The following is a 22553-nucleotide window of genomic DNA, read 5'->3' as shown; positions in this document are numbered from 1 at the left end:
ATAATACTCCATGTTGAACGTGGCACCTGAGGTGTCTGCGAGCGTACCGCTGCAGACGTTTAAATCGGCATTTAAATCGGTCGCTGCGTTTTACGGTCGCCCGAGCTCCGACACAGTGCTGTTTTCAGGCGTTCCGGACGAGGTTCTGGAGGCCATGGAGCAGGACGACGTCGAGCGACTGTCAGAACGCGTCGGCCTGCAGGTGCTGCAGCACAAGGAGCGCGATTGCCGGCTGGGTAATTTCGACTGTCCCGCCATCGTCACCTTTGCTGGTGGCGGTGTGCTTCCATTGCTTGAAATCGCCGAAAATGGCTCCTACGTCATCGATATCGCGCCAACAGCGGGGACGCCGCTCCACCTGACGCGGGATGAGCTTGCGGCGCTCAATCCGCAGGCCGCCTTTGCCTTCACGCTCTACTATCAGAATGCTTCGGAAGAAGCGCGCGTCGGTCATGCGATGGAGATAGAGAAGCGGCATTGGCTGGCAACGACGCTGGTGCCCTACTGGCGCACCTATACTCGTGTCATGCTGGCGGCGCTGTTTATCAACATCATCGCGCTGGCCTCGCCGCTCTTCACCATGAATGTCTATGACCGCGTGCTGCCAAACAAGGCGTTCCCAACGCTTTGGGTGCTGACGATCGGCATTTCCCTGGCCTATCTGTTCGATTTCCTGCTGAAGACGGCCCGCGCGGCGCTGATCGACTATGCCGGCCGCAAGGCGGACTTGCGCCTTTCGCAACTGATCTTCGACAAGATCCTGAATTCGACGCTAGCCTCTCGCCCGATGTCGACAGGCGAATATGCCAACCGCGTGACGCAATATGAATTCGTGCGAGAATTCTTCACCTCGAACACGATCGGTGTGCTGATCGACAGCCTCTTCGTCATCATCTTCCTGATCGTCATCTATATGATCGCCGACTGGCTGGTGGTTATTCCGGCTGTCGCTTTCGTTCTGTCTGTCGTGATCGGCCTTGTGGCCCAGGCGCAGATTGGCAAGCGCATGGCGGCTGCGACGAACGAGGCATCACGTCGCCAGTCCATGCTTGTCGAGACGATTTCGACGATCGAGACATTGAAGAGCCTTCGAGCCGAAGCGACCATGCTACGCCGCTGGCAGGAGCTGACGAAATATTCGAGCCGCACCAGCGAGGACATCAAGCACATCTCGTCGAACGCCATCAACTTGACGATGTTGCTGCAACAGATGGTTAGCGTGTTCATCGTCGTGGCGGGCACCTATGAATTCGCCGATGGAAAAATTGCCATGGGCGCGATCGTCGCCACCGTCATGCTGGCGAGCCGTGCCGGCGCGCCTTTCGGACAGATCGCCATGACACTGGCGCGTTTCCGCCAGGCCACCATGTCGCTGCGCATTCTCGACAAGATCATGGAACAGCCTGATGATCGACCGTCGACTGTCGGCTTCGTCAACCGGCAGATCCGCAGCGGCGGATTCAGCTTCCAGAACGTCTCTTTCCAATATCCGGGTTCCGATCAGGCGGTCATCAATCAGTTGTCCTTCACGGTCACGCCCGGGGAGAAGATCGGGATTATCGGCCGCATCGGTTCGGGCAAGACGACGCTCGGCCGGTTGCTTGACGGGCTTTTCCAGCCTACCAGCGGCCGCGTGCTGATCGATGGCGTCGATATCCGCCAGTATCACATGGCAGAGGTGCGCGCCGCCGTGGCTGTCGCCGGCCAGTCGTCTGACCTGTTCTCCGGCACAGTGAAAGAAAACCTGCTGCTCGGCAGGGCCGATGCCAGCGACGAGGAGTTGCTGGCCGTCTCGCGGATGACCGGTGTCGAGGAGTTCGTCGCCGTTCACCCGCGCGGTTTCGACATGCCCGTCGGCGAGCGCGGCGCGAACCTTTCGAATGGCCAGAAGCAGGCATTGACCATCGCCCGCCTGCTCCTGACCCGGCCGAAGATCGTTTTCCTCGACGAGCCCTCGGGGGCCATGGATCTGGCGAGCGAACGGCACCTGATCAACAAGCTGACAAATGCGTTCGGCCCGGAAACGACGGTGATGGTGGCAACCCATCGCCACAGCATGTTGGAGCTGGTCGACCGGCTGATCGTCATCGACAAGGGCCGCATCATTGCCGATGGACCAAAGCACGCCGTCATCGAGGCGATGCAGCGCAAGGCGGTGTCCTGATGCGTAGTCATCGCCACAATATCCACGACAATCCTCCGCTTTTCGCCCGGCTGATCCTCGGTATCTGTGCCTTGATGATTGCCGCTTTCATTGCCTGGGCGGCCTTGGCCGACATCGACGAGATCGCACGGGGCGAGGGGAAGGTGATACCGGTATCGAAGACGCAGATTGTACAGTCGTCCGAGCCCGGCATCGTCCAGCAGATCAATGTCAATCTTGGCCAGGTCGTCCATAAGGGCGATCTTCTGGTCCAGCTCGACAACACCACGACACAATCGACGCTTGGTGAGTCGGTGGCCAAGGCCCGCGCTCTCGGTGCCAAGGTCGAGCGCCTCGCCTTGGAGGAGGCCGGCACCTACGACGCGCAATTTATCTGTCCGGCCGATATTCTGGCCACCGCCAAGGACGTCTGCGATAACGAGGAAAAGCTTTTCGAGGCGGATCGCGCCGCCTATCAGAACAAGCTTAATGTTCTCGATCAGCGTTTGAAGCAGCATCAGAACGAGCTGGACGAGGCCCACGCCAACATAGACCGTTTGACGCAGAATATCGCCGGGGCTCAGAAGCAGTATGATCTTCTGAAGCCGCTCGGCGAGAAAAAGCTCGTCGCCGAAACTGAAATCCTGAAAGTCCAGCGAGACCTGGTCGACCTGCAGGGTCAGCTTAAAGTCTATGTCGAAAGCCTGGATCGCCTGCAGGCAGCCATCAAGGAAGCGAATCTGCAGGTCAACGACCTCGGGTTGCAGCTGCGCCAGCAGGCATTGACCGACAAGGGGCAGGCATTGTCGGAGCTGTCCGTCGTCGACGAGACGATCCGTGGGGCTTCCGACCGGGTCAAGCATACCGATATCCGTTCCCCGGTCGACGGCATCGTCAATACGCTGGAGGTCAACACGATCGGCGCCTATGTCGACGCCGGCAAAGTCATCGCCGGCGTCGTGCCGACAGCCGACAATCTGCTAATCGAGGCGAAGATTTCACCGCGCGACGTTGCCTTCGTGCGCCTCGGCCAGCCGGCGGTCATCAAGATCTCGGCCTACGATTTCTCGATCTTCGGCGCGCTGGATGGCGCGGTCGTCAACGTCTCCGCCGACAGCCTGGTCGATAAGGACAAGAACGAAACCTATTACCTCGTGCGCATCAAGACCGACAAGTCGGAGCTGGAGCGCGACGGCAAGCGCTATCCGATCATCCCCGGCATGGTGGCTTCGGCCGAGATCATGACCGGCCGCAAGGCGATCCTTGCCTATTTGATGAAGCCGATCAACAAGGCGCGCTCCGAAGCGCTGACAGAACGGTGAGGGCGGCGATGCGCAAAGGAGCCGGAAAGGACGAAGTCACGACGATGGCCCGCAGCGAAGCCTTGCCATCCGTCGATGGTGACGAACTGGAGCCGCGTTTCCGCGCCGTGACTGGCGGCGGTGAGCGTCGCGGCATCCGCTTGGAGCGGATCTATTGGGACGGCCTCGGACGGATGTCCGAAGCCGGCGGCATCAGCATCGGCGACCTCGTTTACCATACGGCGACCGATATGCCGGAAACGGGCAATCTCGCCTCGCTGCTGCGCGTTCTGAGCTTCAAATGGGCGCTGAGCCGTCTGGACGCCATCGAAGATGTTGCGTCGCTGACCAATCTCAACGCAGTCCTTCAGGCGTCGCCGACGCCGGCGGTGGTGTTGACGCGGGAGCGCGGGATCAAGCTCTTCAACGATGCCTTCCTGAAAATGCTGCGCCACCGCCTGCCTTTGATTGATGACGTCCAGCAGACGGCGCGCACCCTGCGCTTTTCCATCGACACCCAGGTCGAGGAAGTATTCTCCGTCCTATCGAGCAATCGCGGCAAGACGCTGAATACAGGCTTCAAGATCGGCCTCGGCTCGCAATCGCTGACGGGCCAGATCAATCTGGCACTGGCACCGACGCACGAGGCCCCGATGCTGATGGGCTATATTTCCGTTTATTGAGAAGTCGTCACGTTCGTTGAGCGCGGCATTCGCCGCGGAACGTCGAAAAGGCGAGCCCGATTAGTGGATCTCGCCTTCGCCAGGGGCCACCTTGGCGAGCGGCATTGCGGCGACAACCGCTTTCGCATGAGGATCGCGGGAGCCGTGCAGATAGCCGCGGCCGGCGACGATCGAATAGAGCGGCAGATATTCTGCAATGCGCCTGTCGGACAAAACCTCATCGCGCATGTTGTCGAGGATGAAATAATTGCCGTTGACCGAGACCGAGAGGACGGCGTGGTAGAAATGCCGCTGCTGGTCAAAGAGGATGACCAGCGCCATTTGGTCGAGATCGACGCCTGCATTGTAGAGGGCGGCCATCTTTAATATGGCAAAGTCCTCGCAGTCGCCCTGCTGGTGCGACAGGGCCTCGCTCGGCTTCGCCCAGTAGTCCGTCACATGATAGGTATCCATGTCGCTGGCGTAGCGGATGGCATGGTTGACGGTGAAATTGATGGTGTTGATCTTGTCGCGGATCGAGGCGCCGGCAGCCTTTGTCTCGGCAGCCGCGACGGCAGCTGCGGCTGTATCGCATCCACCAGCGCTGCAACCGAGCGCTTTGCCGGAACGGATCTCGGCGAGCGGGCCGGCAAACTTGTCGAGCGCCGCAAGATGCTTGAAGGGGATGGCGACTGTTCCGAACACCGAGTCGCCCATTGGGGTGTTGGTCGGCTGTGCGGGACGTGCCGGCTCGAGCACAGCTTCATCATTATGCGGAAGACCTGCGGGCTCGACGGCGAGGCTCTGGCTCAGCGCGGCAAGGTCGAGGCCCTCAATCGCCTTTGCTGTGTTTGCGGCGGTCGGCGCAAAGAGATTGATGACCGTGTCGAACAGCGGATCCGAAAGCAGGTTGACGACCGGGCGGACGGTATCGCTGGTCGCCGCCAGGCAGGTGGTTGATGACGACAGACCAAAGGCAAGGGAAGCTGCAGCAATCGCTGCAAGTATAACTTTATTGTTCTTGCGTTCCATTGGTGCATTATTCTCCCTGGTTGAGAGAATAATGCGCCATACCTCTGAATACGGCGTTCGGAAGCGTAGATAATCTAAGTATAAATTAAGCGATCAAATAAGTATAAAATTCAACCGGGTTTGGTGGGAAACCATTAAGGATGATGCCGTCAGGCGCACAAAATGATCCAGCATGGCGCTGCAACTGATAACACAGCGCGGCGCGACAGTGCGCGCTATGTGCACTGCGCTCGATGCGATTGCTCAGCTTCAGAACGACTGCGAGGGCTGCGCGGCGACCTTCAGCTTGCCGCCGTCGATCGTATTGATCACCATTTTGCGCTCTACCATGCCGGCGGCATTGAAGCGGAACAGCCCGGTCGTGCCGCGGAAGCCGACCTTGTTCATCAGGTTGGCGGTGGTGATGGCTTGCGGGCCCTGGGAACGGATGAGGCCGGAGGCGATCGCCATAGCGTCGTAGCCATAGGCGCCGGAGGTTGTCAGCGGATGGTTGAAGTGGCGCTGGTAGCGCTCGGCAATTAGCCCGCTGCTTTGCGTGTCGTCCGTCGCGACAAATGCACCAGCCACAGCCGACACGGCATAGATTGATTGGGGCCATCTGTTGGTGCCCACCACCGCCTGAGCGGGAATGGCAGCACTGCGCACGGCACTCGCTACTGCGCCGATTTCCGGCGTGTTACCGAGAATGACCACGATCTCGGCCGACTGGATAAGCGGCCGGTTCTTGGTAAGGATATCCGCGGCCTGATCGCTTGTGTTGTAACGGCCAAGGCCCATGAAAGTGTTGCCGCTGTTCCAGATGGCGTTGCTCAACCTGGTGCTGTCGGATGGAGAAAAATCCGCAGGCACCAGCGCCGACACCTTCTTGTGACCTCCGGGACCGGCCGCCTTGACGCCCTCGGTCGCGCTATCGATTTCGTCCGAAGCGAGGTTGAAGACATCGCCACCGGTCGAGGCCATAGCACTCGCAAGGTTAAGCAGTGGCGGGCGTTGGGCGGGGGAAATGGCGGCAATGGCAGCGGTCTCGGCCGGCGGCAGATAGCTGACGATCAGCGCGGCATTGCGGCTCTTGGCCGCGGCGACCTGCGCCGCGATTCCTGCAGGGCCCTGGCCGACATCTTTTACACGCAGCCGAACCTGATTGCTGCCGAGCTCGCCGACGCCAAGCACTGCCCCGTCACGCACGTCGCGAGCCGGACCTTCGTAGAGACCTGCTGCGCCCTTGCGCATCAGCAACGTAATTTCCGTGCCGCTGTCGCCGCCGTAGGTTTCATCGATGGCGGTGGACGGCATTTTTACGTCGTCGTTCTTGCTGTTGCTGCTCAGGCCAGCACCGTTCATCTGGCATCCGGCGAGGCTGGCGCAGAGGACAAGAACGGCACCGCCTGTTGGGCGCCGGTGCTGTCTGCGCCGCAGCCAATCAGTCAAAAGGCTCAACGAAAGGCTGATCGCAAACGGCACAACTCACTCCCCCGATTCCCGAACGCAGGCTGCGACAGCCTATGGCGGCGCATTTGCACACAGCGGCTGACGGAAAGTCAAGCGGTATACTTAAGGAGTTGTTTGGTTGTTGAGTTAACCATGGGTAAATATATCTGCGGTCGTGCATAACCGGCTATATCTGTGAGGTTAACGAAGTATTGCAATCACCCCGCTCTCGTAATTGATTGCCGTCAAATTACGAGACACCGGGAGTTAGACTTATGGAAGATTCGCGCATTTCGACGGTAGACCACGAAGCGGTTTCGAACGATCTCGTATCGGGCGACCGGAACGAAGGCCTTGCAGCCGACATCAATGCGTCTCGGCCGTTGTCGCAGAATGCTGATGTCGCCGCGTTTGAGGTGGCACAGGCCGCCGAGCAGCAGGCGAACGGCAAGACCGAGCGCCTTGCCGCCAACGAGCCGCAAAACGCCGATGCCCGTCAGCCAATCCAAATCGTGCCCGACAATGGCAACGTCGTCCACCTGCCGCCGAACACCTCGATCGACGACATTCACGTCGAGGGGCGCAACCTCGTTCTCATCCAGGCCGACGGCACGCGCATCGTCATCATCAACGGCGCGCTGCACGTCCCGACCTTCCTGATCGGCGAAGTCACGCTGCCGCAGCAGGCCATCGTCGCTGCCCTGCAGCAGCAGGGCATCAACGTCGCCGAAGGTCCTGACGGTTCGGTTCACGCCGGCAATAGCACGGATTCCGGCCACCAGTTCACTGACAGCCAGGCCCCGAATGCCCGCACGCCGCTTAATCTGATTGGTCTGCTCGGTCCTGGCGACATAGGTGGCAACGGGAACGGCGGCAATCTGTCTGGCACCCAGACTCGCGTTCCCTTTATCCTTCAGCAGGCGACCGAAACAGCTTCGCTGATCGAACGCGGCAGCAGCACTGGCGCCTTCCTCACGACAAGCAGCACCGGCCGCTTCGGCTTCGGCGGCAATAATGCCTCGATCACCACTGTCACGCTGGTCGGCGAGGCAGAAATCACCAGCAGCGGTACGCAGCAGCTATCGGGCCTGACCTCCGGCGGCGTTCCCGTTGTCGTCACCCAGAGCGGCCAGACCGTCACCGGCGTCGCGAATGGCGTCACTGTCTTCACGCTGGTATTCAACGCCTCGACTGGCGCGTACACCTTCACCCAGCTCGCTGCCCTCGACCATCCCCGCGGCGCCAATTCGGCCAGCGATGTGCTTGAACTTCAATTTCGGTATACGGTCTCCGACACGAGCGGCCATACGGTTTCGGCTGTCGCAACCGTCGATATCACGGACAGCGTGCCGGTTGCGGCCGTTGGTACGGCGGGTTCGGTTACCGAAGCAGCTCTGTCTGCTGGTAATGCAGCCCTGACCCATGACACCGGCGTCGCGACCGCCACTGGTTCACTTAACATCTCCTGGGGCGCTGACGGCGGCAACACCGACAAGGGCGGCCTCGGCGATCGCTCGGTCGCTTTCACCAATGCCACGGTTTCGGCGACGGGTGAGGACAATGGCGCGCTGAGCTCGCATGGTCTGGCCGTTCATACGGCGCTGCTGGCTGATGGTACGCTGGTCGGCTACACCGGCGAGACTGCTCCGACGGCAACCTCCGCAACCAACGTCGTCTTCTATGCTACGGTATCGGATACCGACAACGGTCACTACAACTTCACGCTGGTGCAGTCGCTCGATGATGCCAAGGGTTCGGACGCGATCACGCTGACCTTCGGCTATACGGCAACTGATTCCGACGGCGATACAGCCGCGAACACCTTCACCATCACCGTCGCTGACGACAAGCCTGTCGCTGCGACCGGCGATGCAGGCTCGGTCACCGAAGGCGCGCTGGCGAGCGGCAACGAGACCCCGCATGTCGAGACCGATGCCATCACCACCGGCTCGCTCAATATCTCCTGGGGTGCTGATAACGCCAACACCAACAACGGCGTCGCCGGCGACCGGTCGGTCGCCTTCACCGATGCCTCGGTTGCGGCGACGGGCCAGGACGGCGAAGCGCTGAGCTCGCATGGTCTGGCCGTACATACAGTACTGCTGGCCGATGGCACGCTGGTTGGCTACACCGGCGAGACTGCTCCAACGGCCGTGACGAATGGCGAGGGCGGGGTTGGCTCGAACATCGTCTTCTATGCGACGGTCTCGGACACCGACAACGGCCACTATAACTTCACCCTGGTGCAGTCGCTCGATGACGCCAAGGGTTCGGATGCCATCACGCTGACCTTCGGCTACACGGCAACCGATTCCGATGGCGACACCGCCGCAAACAGCTTCACCATCACCGTCGCCGACGACAAGCCTGTCGCTGCGACCGGCGATGCAGGCTCGGTCACCGAAGGCGCGCTGGCGAGCGGCAACGAGACCCCGCATGTCGAGACTGACGCCATCACCACCGGCTCGCTCAACATCTCCTGGGGTGCTGACAACGCCAACACCAACAATGGCGGCGCCGGTGACCGCTCGGTTGCCTTCACCGATGCCTCGGTCACGACACAGGGCCAGGACGGCGAAGCGCTGAGCTCGCATGGTCTGGCCGTTCATACGGTACTGCTGGCTGACGGCACGCTGGTCGGTTACACCGGCGAGACCGCTCCGACGGCCGTGACGAATGGCGAGGGCGGGGTTGGCTCGAACATCGTCTTCTACGCGACGGTCTCGGACACTGACAACGGCCACTATAACTTCACCCTGGTGCAGTCGCTCGATGACGCCAAGGGTTCGGATGCCATCACGCTGACCTTCGGCTACACGGCAACCGATTCCGATGGCGACACCGCCACGAACAGCTTCACCATCACCGTCGCCGACGACAAGCCTGTCGCTGCGACCGGCGATGCAGGCTCGGTCACCGAAGGCGCGCTGGCGAGCGGCAACGAGACCCCGCATGTCGAGACCGATGCCATCACCACCGGCTCGCTCAATATCTCCTGGGGTGCTGATAACGCCAACACCAACAACGGCGTCGCCGGCGACCGGTCGGTCGCCTTCACCGATGCCTCGGTTGCGGCGACGGGCCAGGACGGCGAAGCGCTGAGCTCGCATGGTCTGGCCGTACATACAGTACTGCTGGCCGATGGCACGCTGGTTGGCTACACCGGCGAGACTGCTCCAACGGCCGTGACGAATGGCGAGGGCGGGGTTGGCTCGAACATCGTCTTCTATGCGACGGTCTCGGACACCGACAACGGCCACTATAACTTCACCCTGGTGCAGTCGCTCGATGACGCCAAGGGTTCGGATGCCATCACGCTGACCTTCGGCTACACGGCAACCGATTCCGATGGCGATACCGCCACGAACACCTTCACCATCACCGTTGCTGACGATAAGCCTGTCGCTGCGACCGGCGATGCAGGCTCGGTTATCGAAGGCGCGCTGGCGAGCGGCAACGAGAACCCGCATGTCGAGACCGATGCCATCACCACCGGCTCGCTCAACATCTCCTGGGGTGCCGATAACGCCAACACGAACAACGGCGGCGCCGGCGACCGGTCTGTCGCCTTCACCGATGCCTCGGTCACGACACAGGGCCAGGATGGCGAAGCGCTGAGCTCGCATGGTCTGGCCGTTCATACGGCGCTCTTGGCCGATGGCACGCTGGTTGGCTATACCGGTGAGGCCGCTCCGACGGCGGTCATGGATGCCAAGGGCGCGGTCGGCTCGAACATCGTCTTCTACGCGACGGTCTCGGACACCGACAACGGCCACTACAACTTCACGCTGGTGCAGTCGCTTGATGATGCGAAGGGCTCGGACGCCATCACGCTGACCTTCGGCTACACGGCAACCGATTCCGATGGCGACACCGCCGCAAACACCTTCACCATCACCGTCGCCGACGACAAGCCTGTCGCTGCGACCGGCGATGCAGGCTCGGTCACCGAAGGCGCGCTGGCGAGCGGCAACGAGACCCCGCATGTCGAGACCGATGCCATCACCACCGGCTCGCTCAACATCTCCTGGGGTGCCGATAACGCCAACACGAACAACGGCGGCGCCGGCGACCGGTCTGTCGCCTTCACCGATGCCTCGGTCACGACACAGGGCCAGGATGGCGAGGCACTGAGCTCGCATGGTCTTGCGGTTCATACGGCGATTTTGGCCGATGGCACGCTGGTCGGCTACACCGGTGAGACCGCTCCGACGGCAACCTCCGCAACCAACGTCGTCTTCTATGCTACGGTATCGGATACCGACAACGGCCACTACAACTTCACGCTGGTGCAGTCGCTCGATGATGCGAAGGGTTCGGACGCCATCACGCTGACCTTCGGCTATACGGCAACCGATTCCGACGGCGATACCGCCGCAAACACCTTCACCATCACCGTTGCCGACGACAAGCCTGTCGCCTCCACCGGCGACGCAGGCTCGGTTACCGAAGGCGCGCTGGCGAGCGGCAACGAGACCCCGCATGTCGAGACCGATGCCATCACCACCGGCTCGCTCAACATCTCCTGGGGTGCCGATAACGCCAACACCAACAATGGCGGCGCCGGCGACCGCTCGGTCGCCTTCACCGATGCCTCGGTCACGACGCAGGGCCAGGACGGCGAAGCGCTGAGCTCGCATGGTCTGGCCGTTCATACGGTACTGCTGGCTGACGGCACGCTGGTCGGCTATACCGGCGAGGCCGCTCCGACGGCGGTCGTGGATGCCAAGGGCGGGGTTGGCTCGAACATCGTCTTCTATGCGACGGTCTCGGACACCGACAACGGCCACTACAACTTCACCCTGGTGCAGTCGCTCGACGACGCCAAGGGTTCGGATGCCATCACGCTGACCTTCGGCTATACGGCAACCGATTCCGATGGCGACACCGCCGCAAACACCTTCACCATCACCGTCGCCGACGACAAGCCTGTCGCTGCGACCGGCGATGCAGGCTCGGTCACCGAAGGCGCGCTGGCGAGCGGCAACGAGACCCCGCATGTCGAGACCGATGCCATCACCACCGGCTCGCTCAACATCTCCTGGGGTGCCGATAACGCCAACACCAACAATGGCGGCGCCGGCGACCGCTCGGTCGCCTTCACCGATGCCTCGGTTGCGGCGACGGGCCAGGACGGCGAAGCGCTGAGCTCGCATGGTCTGGCCGTACATACAGTACTGCTGGCCGATGGCACGCTGGTTGGCTACACCGGCGAGACTGCTCCAACGGCCGTGATGAATGGCGAGGGTGGGGTTGGCTCGAACATCGTCTTCTATGCGACGGTCTCGGATACCGACAACGGCCACTATAACTTTACGCTGGTCCAGTCGCTCGATGACGCCAAGGGTTCGGACGCCATCACGCTGACCTTCGGCTACACGGCAACCGATTCCGACGGCGACACCGCCACGAACAGCTTCACCATCACCGTCGCCGACGACAAGCCTATTGCTCAGACGATTGACAACACTGTTTCGCCGCTGAATGACGATGCTCAGATCGGCGGAAACCTGGATGCCAACGACGCCAACGCGCATAGCGTCTCGGGCGCTGCCGGCGCCCTGTTCAGCGCTGGCGCCGACGGTTCTGCAAGCGTCTCGATCGATCAGTCCAGCCTTCCGGCTCTGAAGACGATCTATGTCGACGCCAACGGGTTCGCACAGCAGGAAGACGTTACCTGGGGCAAGCCGACGGTTTCCGGCGGTGCGACAACCTGGGTTGCTTCCAGCGCCAATCACGACACCGTCGCCACGCTGACCATCAATGCCGATGGCTCCTACACGTTCAGCACCAGCGCGCCGCTCGTCCACCCGACCTCCGGCACGACGGAAGAAAGCTTGTCGCTGACCTTCACCTTCACGGTGACCGATGGCGACAATGATACATCGACCGGCTCGCTGACTCTGCATGTTACGGATGACGTACCGCTGGCAAATACCGTCACTGTGACCAGCGTGACGCTGAACGACGACGCGCTGAAGGGCGGAAATCCCGACACGGTTGGCGTAACCGATACCGACACGGTCAGCGGCACGTGCGGCACGCTTTTTTCGGGCGGCGCCGATGGCGTCCATCAGGTGACGCTCGGAGCGACGACGGATTTCAGCGCCATCTATACCGGCAAGGACGGCTTTGCCCATGTCGAGTCGGTCGTTTGGGACAGCCCGACGACGGCGGCGGGCGGCGAGACGATCTGGATCGCGACGGGCAAGGACAGCGGCCAGACGGTCGCGACCCTCACGATCGGCACGGATGGTTCCTACAGCTTCACGCTCAGTGCGCCGGTCGTCCATGCGGCCGCGGAAAATACGCAGGATCTGACCTTCAACTTCACCGTCACCGATGGTGACAGCGATACGGCCAGCGGCTCGCTGACGGTCACAGTCAAGGACGACGCACCAATCGCCTATAAGGTCGATGCCACCTCGACGCCGCTCAACGACGACGCGCAGGCACATGGCAACCTGGACGGCGCCGCCGACGCGAAGACGATCAATGGCGACGCAGGAGCTCTGTTCTCCGCCGGTGCCGATGGCGTCAAGGGCGTGTCGATGGACAGCCTGCCGACACTGAAGGCGATCTACCTCGACAGCCACGGCATCGGCCACCAGGAAGCCGTTTCCTGGACGTCGTCTGCGGCGAACGGTGTGACGACCTGGACGGCAACCGGCGCCTCCAGCCATGCCACCGTTGCAGTTCTGACGATCAATTCGGACGGTTCCTACAGCTTCACCGCGGATGCGCCGCTTGTTCATTCGACGTCGTCGACGACCGAAGACAGCCTGACGCTGAATTTCGGCTTCACGGTCACGGATGGCGACGGCGATACAGCGAAGGGCTCGCTGGCGATTGCCATCACGGACGACGTCCTGGTTGCTTCCGGCACGACCGTTGCTGTCAAGGCCGACGAGGGCGACATTTACAATCTCCTGTCGCATGGCAACAGCGCGCTCGATGGCACGCATGACGGATCGTCTTCGCAGCCGGCACTGTTCGGTTTCGGCTTTGCGGCCACGGTATCCGGCTCCGTTGCTTCCACCGTTTCCTTCGGTGCCGACGGCGCAGCGGTCGGTGGCGGCTTCAGCTTCACCGCCAATGCGGCGTCGACGCTTACCGCTCTGCATCTGACTTCGGGTGGCGAAGCGCTCTCCTATGCGGTCGTCAACAACGTGATCATCGGCTATGTCGATAATGACCACCATAGCGGCTACAACCCGGTCCTCGACCGCCCGGTCCTGTCATTGTCGCTGTCTGGCAACGGCAGCTTCACCTTCCAGCAGTACGATCAGCTCGACAACGTCGCTGGTCCCGGCAACGACCTGCGCTCAGGCAATAGCTCGATCTCGGCCATCGACTTCGGTTCCGTCATCCAGGCGACCGACGGCGACGGCGACAGCGTGACGCTGACCGGCGCTTTGAAGGTCACCATCGTCGATGACACGCCGAAGGTCGATCTGGCCCTCACGGGCTCGATTACGATCGACGAGAGCGGCAGTGGCGACAACGACGTCAACGCCAGCAATGCGGTCAAGAGCCTGTTTGCGGGCATCACCGGCGGCAACGATCCCGATATGTCGACGGTCTACGCTCAGCACAACGTCGTCTCGCCGGCGGTCTCGATGGGTGCCGACGATGCGTCGGGTACGACGAGCAGCCTGACGCTTCATATCGACAATGCCGACTCCGGCTTGACGACGACTGCTGGTCAGGCGATCATGCTCTCGCAGCTCGCCAACGGCACGGTTGTTGGCAAGATCGCCGACGGCGAGATCGCCTTTGCGATCCGCCTCGACAACAGCGGCAAGGTCAGCATCGCCCAGTACATGTCGCTCGCCAACCCGAATACGTCGAAGTCGGACGGTGATACGGTCGATCTCACCGGCAAGCTCTCGGCGGTGCTGAGCGCGACCGATAGCGACGGTGACACCGTCGCCAAGTCCGTTTCCATCGGCAGCAGCATTCGTTTCGATGATGACGGCCCGTCGATCGGCGGTGCCGTATCGGCAAAGACACTTGCCGAGCATGACCTTCTGACGAATTCGGGTTCGCTGTCGCCCTCCGGCATCAGCACTGGTGCGGTTGCGCTCAATCTCGCCTTCGGCGCTGACGGCCCGGCCGCCCATGCTGCTACCTTCGTAGCGGGTTCGAACGGCAGCTATTTCACCGCAAGCTACAGCAATAATCAGACGCTTGATGCGACCAAGCTCAGCTCCGGCGGCCATGCGCTGTCCTACTCGCTCAGCGGCGACGGCATGACGCTCATCGCCTACACCGGCAGCAATGCCGCCGACCAGTCGAGCTGGGTCTTCAAGGTTGTCCTGTCTCAGGACAGCGGCCACGCCAGCGGCGCCTACGACTTCACGCTTTACAAGTCGCTCGACGACGTCAACGGTCAAAGCAACCTCTCGGATATCAAGCTGACCTTCCAGGTTGCCGGACATGACGGCGACGGCGACACCACGAGCGGCACGCAGAGCTTCTCGGTCGATTTGATCGACGATGTGCCGACGCTGGTTGATCATGCCTCGGTTTCCGCGACCGTCTCGGAGACGGCGATCAATGCTCCCTTGGTGACGACGGGATCTTACACCGTCGATTTCGACACGGTGAACCCTTCGGCTGCCAAACTGACGGTCAGCGAGGGCAGTGTCAGCGACGGCCATGTGGAATCGTCGTCCAAGGGGGGCGATATCGTGCTCGTATCCAACACGGGGACGACCTTTGTCCTCGCCCAGATGGATATAGGTGTGTTTGACCACAAAGGCGCGTCGTCCAAGACCGTCACGATCATCGGCACCGATGCCAATGGCAACACCTATTCGGTGACGACTACCGGTACGACCTTCTCGGCCGCCGGCACGGCGCTCGAAGGCAAGCAACTGACGTCGCTCGAGATCGATCCGCATGACAACTCGCTGACAGTCACGGTCGACAACATCCATGTCACCGACACGACCACGACGCCCACAAGCAATCCTGCTGAGACAACGCTAGATCTGACCTCGCTCGTTCACGCCAGCGCCGACAGCCCGTTGACCTGGTCGGTGAACACGGTTGCCGCTGGAACGTCTTCCGGGAACCTGACGGGCGGTACCGGGCTGACCTACAACGGCACGGCCATCACGCTCGCCAGCACGGATGGACACACGATCACCGGCTCGGCCGGGGGCGTCACGGTCTTCACGTTGACTGTCGATCCTGCGAGCGGCCACGCCACATTCGGCCTTTACCATGCGATCGACGGCGGCAAAACGCTGCCGCTCGACTTCTCGAAATACGTTACGGCGACGGATTTCGACGGCGATGCTGTCACCCTGGGCAGCGGCTCCGTCACCATCGTCGTGCAGTCGGCCACGGACAGCCTTCCGACAATCAATTCGGCCGGCCTGGTATCAAGCGTCAGCGAAAGCGGCTTGCCGGGTGGTACGGGGGCGGCTGGCGTCGCCAACGTCCATTCCGGTAGCATCGCAATCACTGCAGGCGATGCACCTTCGACGGTGACAATCGCAGGCCATACGTTCAACGTCGGCGCCACAATCGCCAATGGCGATACCAATGCCACCATTCATGGTGCCTACGGAACGCTGCACATCCTCAGCGTCACTACGACGGCCATCAACTATACCTATACGCTGACCAGCACCACGAGCGGGGCGAGCAACCACGACGCCTTCTCCGTCACAGTCAGCGACGCGCCGATTGACGGTGAAAGCCAGACTGCCACTCTGACCTTCAACATTACCGATGATAAGCCGATAGCAAGCACCATTCTGGTCGGATCGATGCATGAGAACGACAGCAGCGCGACCTTCGCACTGGCTTCCGGAACCATCGCCTTCGGCGCCGACGGAGCGGCCCAGAGCGGGGCAATCCATGTCGACAGCGTCAGCGCCAATGGAGATCTCGCCGGGTCGACGCTGAGCACGTCCATGGTCACGATTGACGCCGGTCATGTGACCGTTGCGCCGGGCAGCGCACTGGATGCCCTGCCGCTTGGCCACTCTTCGATACTCTCGATCGGTTATACCGTCACCGACGGCGACGGCAGCAAAACCAACGGCACCTTCACCATCAGGGTCGACGGCGTCAACCATGCCCCGACCACGGCGGACGGAAGCGTCTCCACCGGCGAACATGCGGCCTACTATTTCTCGTCGAAGGATTTCGCCTTCAGCGATAGCATCGACGGCAATACCCTGAAATCCGTCACCATCACCAGCCTTCCGACGGGTGGGACGCTTTATCTCGACGGGACGGCCGTCACGGTCGGTCAGCACATCGCCGCGAGCGCGCTGACAACACTTCACTTCACGCCTTCGTCAGACTTTGCCGGCGCGACCGAAACCGCGAACTTCGGCTTCACGGTGCAGGATAATGGCGGCACGGCCAATGGCGGTGCGGATACGTCAACCGCCCATACGATGACAGTTACCGTGACTGCCGTTGACGATGGCACGGCGAAGGTCTCGATTGCCGATCAGACGACGCATACCGGCAATGCGGTCGTCGCAGGCGATACGCTGAACGCGGCGATCGCAACAGACGACCCGGATCACGGGCAGTCCGGTCTGACCTATGCGTGGAGCTGGGCGGACGATCAGTCCCATACGGTTCTCGGAACCGCATCGTCCTACACGGTGACGAGTGCCGATGTCGGGCATTCGTTGATCTTGACGGTGAGCTATACGGATGGCCAGGGCTTCAGCGATGTCGCGACGCAGACGACGTCCGCTGTCATCGCTCCGACGGTCTTCACTCCGACGATCGATGCAACGCCACTGTCGGAGGCCAATCTTTCGGGCGGCTCCAACCCGCAGCCTTCTGAACTGACAGCCACGGGCAGCATTGCGCTGGGCACCCTGGATAATCCGCACATCACCAGCGTCGCGGGTGCCGACGGCGCGCCGGTAAGCGTCGATCAAACGGCTCCGGACAGCCAGACGACGACGATCCACGGTTCCTACGGTGATCTCGTAATCGACGCGAACGGCGCATATACCTACACGCTGCTACATGCTGGCTCGAACGCATCGGGAGATACGGATCAGTTCACCTATACGGTGACGGACATGAACGGCAAAACGGCTCAGGAGACCCTGACGTTCAATATCGCCGACGACGCGCCGACGCTGACCGGTACAGGGATTTCCGCAACCGTCTCCGACAATGGCGTGGTGACGGCCGCCGAACACTCCGCAACGACGACGGCGGAACTGACCTCACTGGTTAACTCTGGTGCCGACAGCCCGTTGACCTGGTCGGCGAACGCCGTCGCAGCCGGTACCTCCTCCAGCACTCTGACAGGCGGCACCGAGTTGACGTACAACGGTGCGGCTATCACGCTCGACAGCACGGATGGGCATACGATCACCGGCTCGGCGGGAGGCGTCACGGTCTTCACTTTGACCGTCGACAGCAGCGGCCACGCCACGTTCGTGCTTGACCAGACGATCGACGGTGCCAAGGACCAGACGCTCGACTTCTCGCAATACCTGAAGGCCACGGATTCCGATGGTGACTCGGTGACGTTGGGTACAGGCGCCTTCACCATCGCTGTGGACCATGTCAATCACGCGGCAGAGATCGGCGGCGCCGATAGCGGCGCCGTCACGGAAGACCTCAGCGTTTCCGCCGACGGCTATCTGCAGGCAAGCGGCACGCTGACGATCGACGATGCGGATCGGGGCGAAAGCAAAATCCAGGCGGCGACCATAAACGCTGACGGCACGCATCTTGGTACGCTGACGATCGGTGAGGACGGTAGCTGGACCTACAAGGTCGATAACAGCCTGTCAGCCGTGCAGAATCTGGGTGTGAACCAGAGCACGACCGACAGGTTCACGGTCTCCTCGGTTGACGGAACGACCCATGACATCGTCGTGACGATCAACGGCACCAATGACGCGCCGACGATCTCGATCGCCGGCGGCGACAGCGCCAGCGGTGCCGTGACAGAGGCCGGCATTGGCATTGCTGACGACAGCACTCATAACACGGTTTCCGGCCATCTGACCGGGGCGGATATCGACAGCCCGACACTGACGTGGTCGGTGGTTGCGGACAGCGGCCAGACTGCCAATGGGAGTGAGTCGGTCACCGGCACTTACGGTACGCTGAGCGTCGGCGCGGACGGCACCTGGACCTATGCCCTGGATCAGTCGAAGGCCGATTCGCTGAATACTTCAGATCATCCGCAGGAGAGCTTCACGGTTCAATTGAGCGACAACCAAGGCGGCATCACGACGCAGACGGTCGTGGTGACGGTCAACGGCACGAACGACGCGCCGACGATCTCGATCGGCAGCGGCGACAGCGCCAGCGGTGCCGTGACTGAAGCCGGTGTTGGTGTTGCTGACGATAGTGCTCACAACACGGTTTTCGGCCATCTGACCGGGGCTGATGTCGACAACACGTCCCTGACTTGGTCGGTGGTTGCCGGCAGCGGCCAGACTGTCAATGGTGGGTCGGTCACTGGCACTTACGGCACGCTGAGTGTCGGTACGGACGGTACCTGGACTTACACTTTGGATCAATCGAAGGCCAATTCGCTAACGGCTTCGGATCATCCGCAGGAAAGCTTCACGGTTCAGTTGAGCGACGGCCAAGGCGGCGTCACGACACAGACCGTCGTGGTGACGGTTAACGGCACAAACGATGCGCCGACGATCTCGATCGCCAATGGCGACAGCGCCAGCGGTGCCGTGACAGAGGCTGGTGTTGGCGTTGCCGACGACAGCGCTCACAATTCGGTTTCCGGCCATCTGACCGGGGCTGATGTCGACAGCACGTCGCTGACGTGGTCGATAGTCGCGGGCAGCGGCCAGACCGTCAATGGTGGGTCGGTCACTGGCGCTTACGGCACGCTGAGCGTCGGTGTGAATGGCACCTGGACCTATGCCCTGGATCAGTCGAAGGCAGATCCGTTGACGGCTTCGGATCATCCGCAGGAAAGCTTCACGGTTCAGTTGAGCGATGGCCAAGGTGGCGTCACGACGCAGACGGTCGTTGTGACGGTCAATGGTACCAACGACGCAGCCTCGATCTCTGGCACGGCGACCGGTTCGGTCACCGAGGACGGCCAGTTGACGGCAAACGGTGTGCTGACCACTGCCGATGTCGACAATGGCCAGAACCATTTCCAGACGCCGACATCGCTGACCGGCACCTACGGCACGTTCACCTTCAATGCGACGACCGGTGTTTGGGGCTACACGCTCAACAATTCTGCATCGAATGTTCAGGCATTGAACGGCGGGCAGGCAGTTACGGATAAGTTGACTGTAACGTCCGCAGACGGGACGGCTTCACAGGATATCGTGGTGACCATCCACGGCACCAACGAGTCGGTATCGGCACCGAGCATCAGCCGTGTCGCCGACAATGTCGGGTCGATCCAAGGCAACCTGGCTGATGGTGCGGTTACGGATGACACCAATCTTGGGATCCGCGTCAGCCTGACCGGAACCGGTGCTGTCAGCGGTGATACGGTGCAGCTATATAACGGCACGACCGCACTCGGCTCGGCGGTCACGCTGACGGCGACCAACATCAGCAATGGATATGTCGACATTACCACGCCGACGCTGACGAACGGATCGACTTATAACTTCCGTGCCTCGCTCACGGATGCGGGCACCACCAGCCCGCTGTCGACGAGCGGCGCCTATGATATCAAGATCGATACGACGGCGCCGACAGTCGCCATAACGCAAAGTAGCTCCGGCGGAACGAACGTCCTCACCTTCACCTTTAGTGAGGCGGTGTCAGGGTTTAACGTGTCAGACATCGTGGGCAGTGGCAATTATACGCTCTACAACTTCATGCATGTTGGCCTGAACGGTTCCGGACAGGACGTCTACACGGTGAATTACACCGCCGGCAATAACGGTTGGAAGTCTGTGTGGGTTGCAGGAAGTAGCTATACGGACCTGGCCGGCAATTCCGGAGCGGACGGCTTCTTAACCGCTTTCAAGCCCGCCGGCACCTCCGGCGAGGCCATGAACCTCGCGCTCTCTGCGCCGTCGGATCATGTCGGCGCGGTCACGTTGACCGTTGCTGGCCTTCCCGCCGGCTGGGTGCTCAGCGAAGGCACGCATAATGCCGATGGCACCTGGTCCGTGGTGACGAACGATCCGTCGTCGCTGACGGTCACCTCGCCCGATGGCGTCACCGGCGCACTGGTTCTTCAGGTCACCGAGACCTGGATCAATGCCGATGGCTCGACCGGCACGGCCTATGTGTCCGACAACATCGAAGCCTATGCCAAGGGTGCGCCGATTTTTGCCTGGTCGGGCGACGATACGCTCACCGCATCGAGCGGCAACGACACGCTGGTCTTTGCGAACACCATCGGCACCGACGTCGTGCACAACTTCGATACGGCGCATGATAAGATCGATCTGGTCGGCTTTGCGGGCTTCTCAAGCTTTGCGGACGTTCAGGCCCATCTGTCGACCGACGCGTCGGGCAATGCCGTCATCACGCTCGGCGATGGCGAGACCATTACCTTGGCAGGCGTCAGCGCCGCGGCTCTTACGGCAGACGACTTCCTCTTCAACGAGACCGTGGTGACGCACAATACTGGCGACATGGTGCTTAGCGACGGTGCGCTGATGCCATTCAGCGGCACGCTCGACAACACCGGCAGCATCCATCTCTCTTCGACCGGCAGCGAAACGGCCTTCGAAATCGTGCAGCACGGCCTCACGCTGACCGGCGGCGGCACGGTGACGCTGTCCGACGATGCGGCCAACGTCATCTTCGGCAGCGGTGACGCGGTCACGCTGACCAACGTTGACAACACCATCTCCGGTGCAGGCCAACTTGGCGACGGTCACCTGACGCTGGTCAACGAAGGCACGATCATTGCCGACGGCAGCCACGCGCTCGTCATCGACACGGGTGTCAACGCTGTGAGCAACACCGGCACGCTGGAGGCGACCGGGACCGGCGGCCTCGACATACACAGCAGCGTCATCAATGATGGCGTGTTGTGGGCGAATGGCGGCAACATTAATCTCGAGAGCAATGTCAGCGGCAGCGGCACGGCGCTGTTGTCGGGCCACGCTGGCCTCGAAATCGGCGGCTCGTTCAGCCAGGCGATTACGTTGAGCACGGATGCCCAGGCTACGATCACCATCGACCACGCGGCCGCCTTCACCGGCACGATCGCCGGCCTCGACGGCAATGACACGCTGCGGTTCGGCGACATCTCCGCCGCGACCGCCAGCTTCTCCTATGCGGAAAACGCGGCGAAAACCGGTGGTGTGCTGACCGTCACCGACGGCACCCACACCGCCAGCATCGGTCTCACCGGCGACTACTCGGCCGGCGACTTCTCGCTCGGTCATGATGGCGACTATGCCGAGATCGACTTCGGCCACCTCTACGGCACCGACGGCAACGACACGCTGACGAGCGGTGGCGGTTACACCATGACCGGCGGCGCCGGTGCGGATACTTTCGTGCTCGATGCCCAGGCTCTGCACAACCTCAACATGGCTGACGTCATCACCGACTTCAGCCCGAAGGGAGAGGGCGATAAGCTGGATGTTTCGAACCTGCTGAACGCGCTGGTCGGCGAACATCCGGGCATGACCGAGGCAAGTGCTGTCGCGTCGATGACGGCAGCGGTCGACACCGCAACCAATTCGACGAAGATCAGCATCAACACCGGCTCGGAAACCCATGTGGTCGCCACGTTGCAGAACTACGCGCCGACAGGCCACGATGCCGTCCACGTGCTGTTCAACAACCACGAAGAGCAGCTTGCAACGCATACGCAAACCGCCGGCGCCTGACGCCTTTCCGTCGGCATAGAAATCTCAAGCGGCGCGTCTCGGACGCGCCGTTTTTATGAAAGCCACAGCGATGTGTCGATCGTGAAGTGTGTCCTAACGGTCGGTACCGATTGGAATGATACCGCGCGGGCGAAGGATGGTTGTGGATAGCTCAACCGGATTTTGTCACCCGCCATGTATCGAAACT

6 protein-coding genes are annotated in these 22553 nt (G+C 61.6%); 4 read left to right on the top strand and 2 right to left on the bottom strand.

The features are described 5' to 3' along the window. Nucleotides 1-10: 10 nt before the first annotated feature. The 3 genes from NXC24_RS33150 to NXC24_RS33140 are packed head-to-tail and all read left to right on the top strand — an operon-like array spanning nucleotide 11 to nucleotide 4127. Nucleotides 11-2164 carry a type I secretion system permease/ATPase gene (locus NXC24_RS33150; protein WP_104827494.1) on the top strand — a complete coding sequence of 718 codons (2154 nt, stop codon included), beginning with the start codon at nucleotides 11-13 and terminating at the stop codon, nucleotides 2162-2164. After that, nucleotides 2164-3465, top strand: a complete 1302-nt coding sequence (locus NXC24_RS33145; protein WP_104827493.1) for an HlyD family type I secretion periplasmic adaptor subunit — start codon at nucleotides 2164-2166, stop codon at nucleotides 3463-3465. The genes NXC24_RS33150 and NXC24_RS33145 overlap by 1 nt, the downstream gene beginning before the upstream one ends. A gap of 8 nt (nucleotides 3466-3473) precedes the next feature. Continuing rightward, the gene (locus NXC24_RS33140; protein WP_104827492.1) at nucleotides 3474-4127 is read left to right on the top strand and encodes a ribbon-helix-helix domain-containing protein; all 654 of its coding nucleotides are present in this window, start codon (nucleotides 3474-3476) and stop codon (nucleotides 4125-4127) included. A gap of 60 nt (nucleotides 4128-4187) precedes the next feature. Here the strand turns inward: NXC24_RS33140 and NXC24_RS33135 are convergent, their stop codons facing one another. Both NXC24_RS33135 and NXC24_RS33130 read right to left on the bottom strand, forming a co-directional pair. Next, nucleotides 4188-5138, bottom strand: coding sequence for a transglutaminase-like cysteine peptidase (locus NXC24_RS33135; protein ID WP_104827491.1), 951 nt, complete (start codon nucleotides 5136-5138; stop codon nucleotides 4188-4190). Between the two features lie 249 nt (nucleotides 5139-5387). Then, nucleotides 5388-6479 carry a hypothetical protein gene (locus NXC24_RS33130; RefSeq protein ID WP_158704608.1) on the bottom strand — a complete coding sequence of 364 codons (1092 nt, stop codon included), beginning with the start codon at nucleotides 6477-6479 and terminating at the stop codon, nucleotides 5388-5390. Between the two features lie 362 nt (nucleotides 6480-6841). Between NXC24_RS33130 and NXC24_RS33125 the strand changes: the two genes are divergently transcribed. After that, a complete protein-coding gene (locus tag NXC24_RS33125) occupies nucleotides 6842-22366 on the top strand; it encodes a VCBS domain-containing protein (protein WP_104827489.1) in 15525 nt (5174 codons plus the stop codon). The last annotated feature ends 187 nt before the right edge of the window (nucleotides 22367-22553 follow it).

Source organism: Rhizobium sp. NXC24, from assembly GCF_002944315.1.
Classification (GTDB): domain Bacteria; phylum Pseudomonadota; class Alphaproteobacteria; order Rhizobiales; family Rhizobiaceae; genus Rhizobium.
This window is presented reverse-complemented; position numbering and strand designations above follow the sequence as displayed.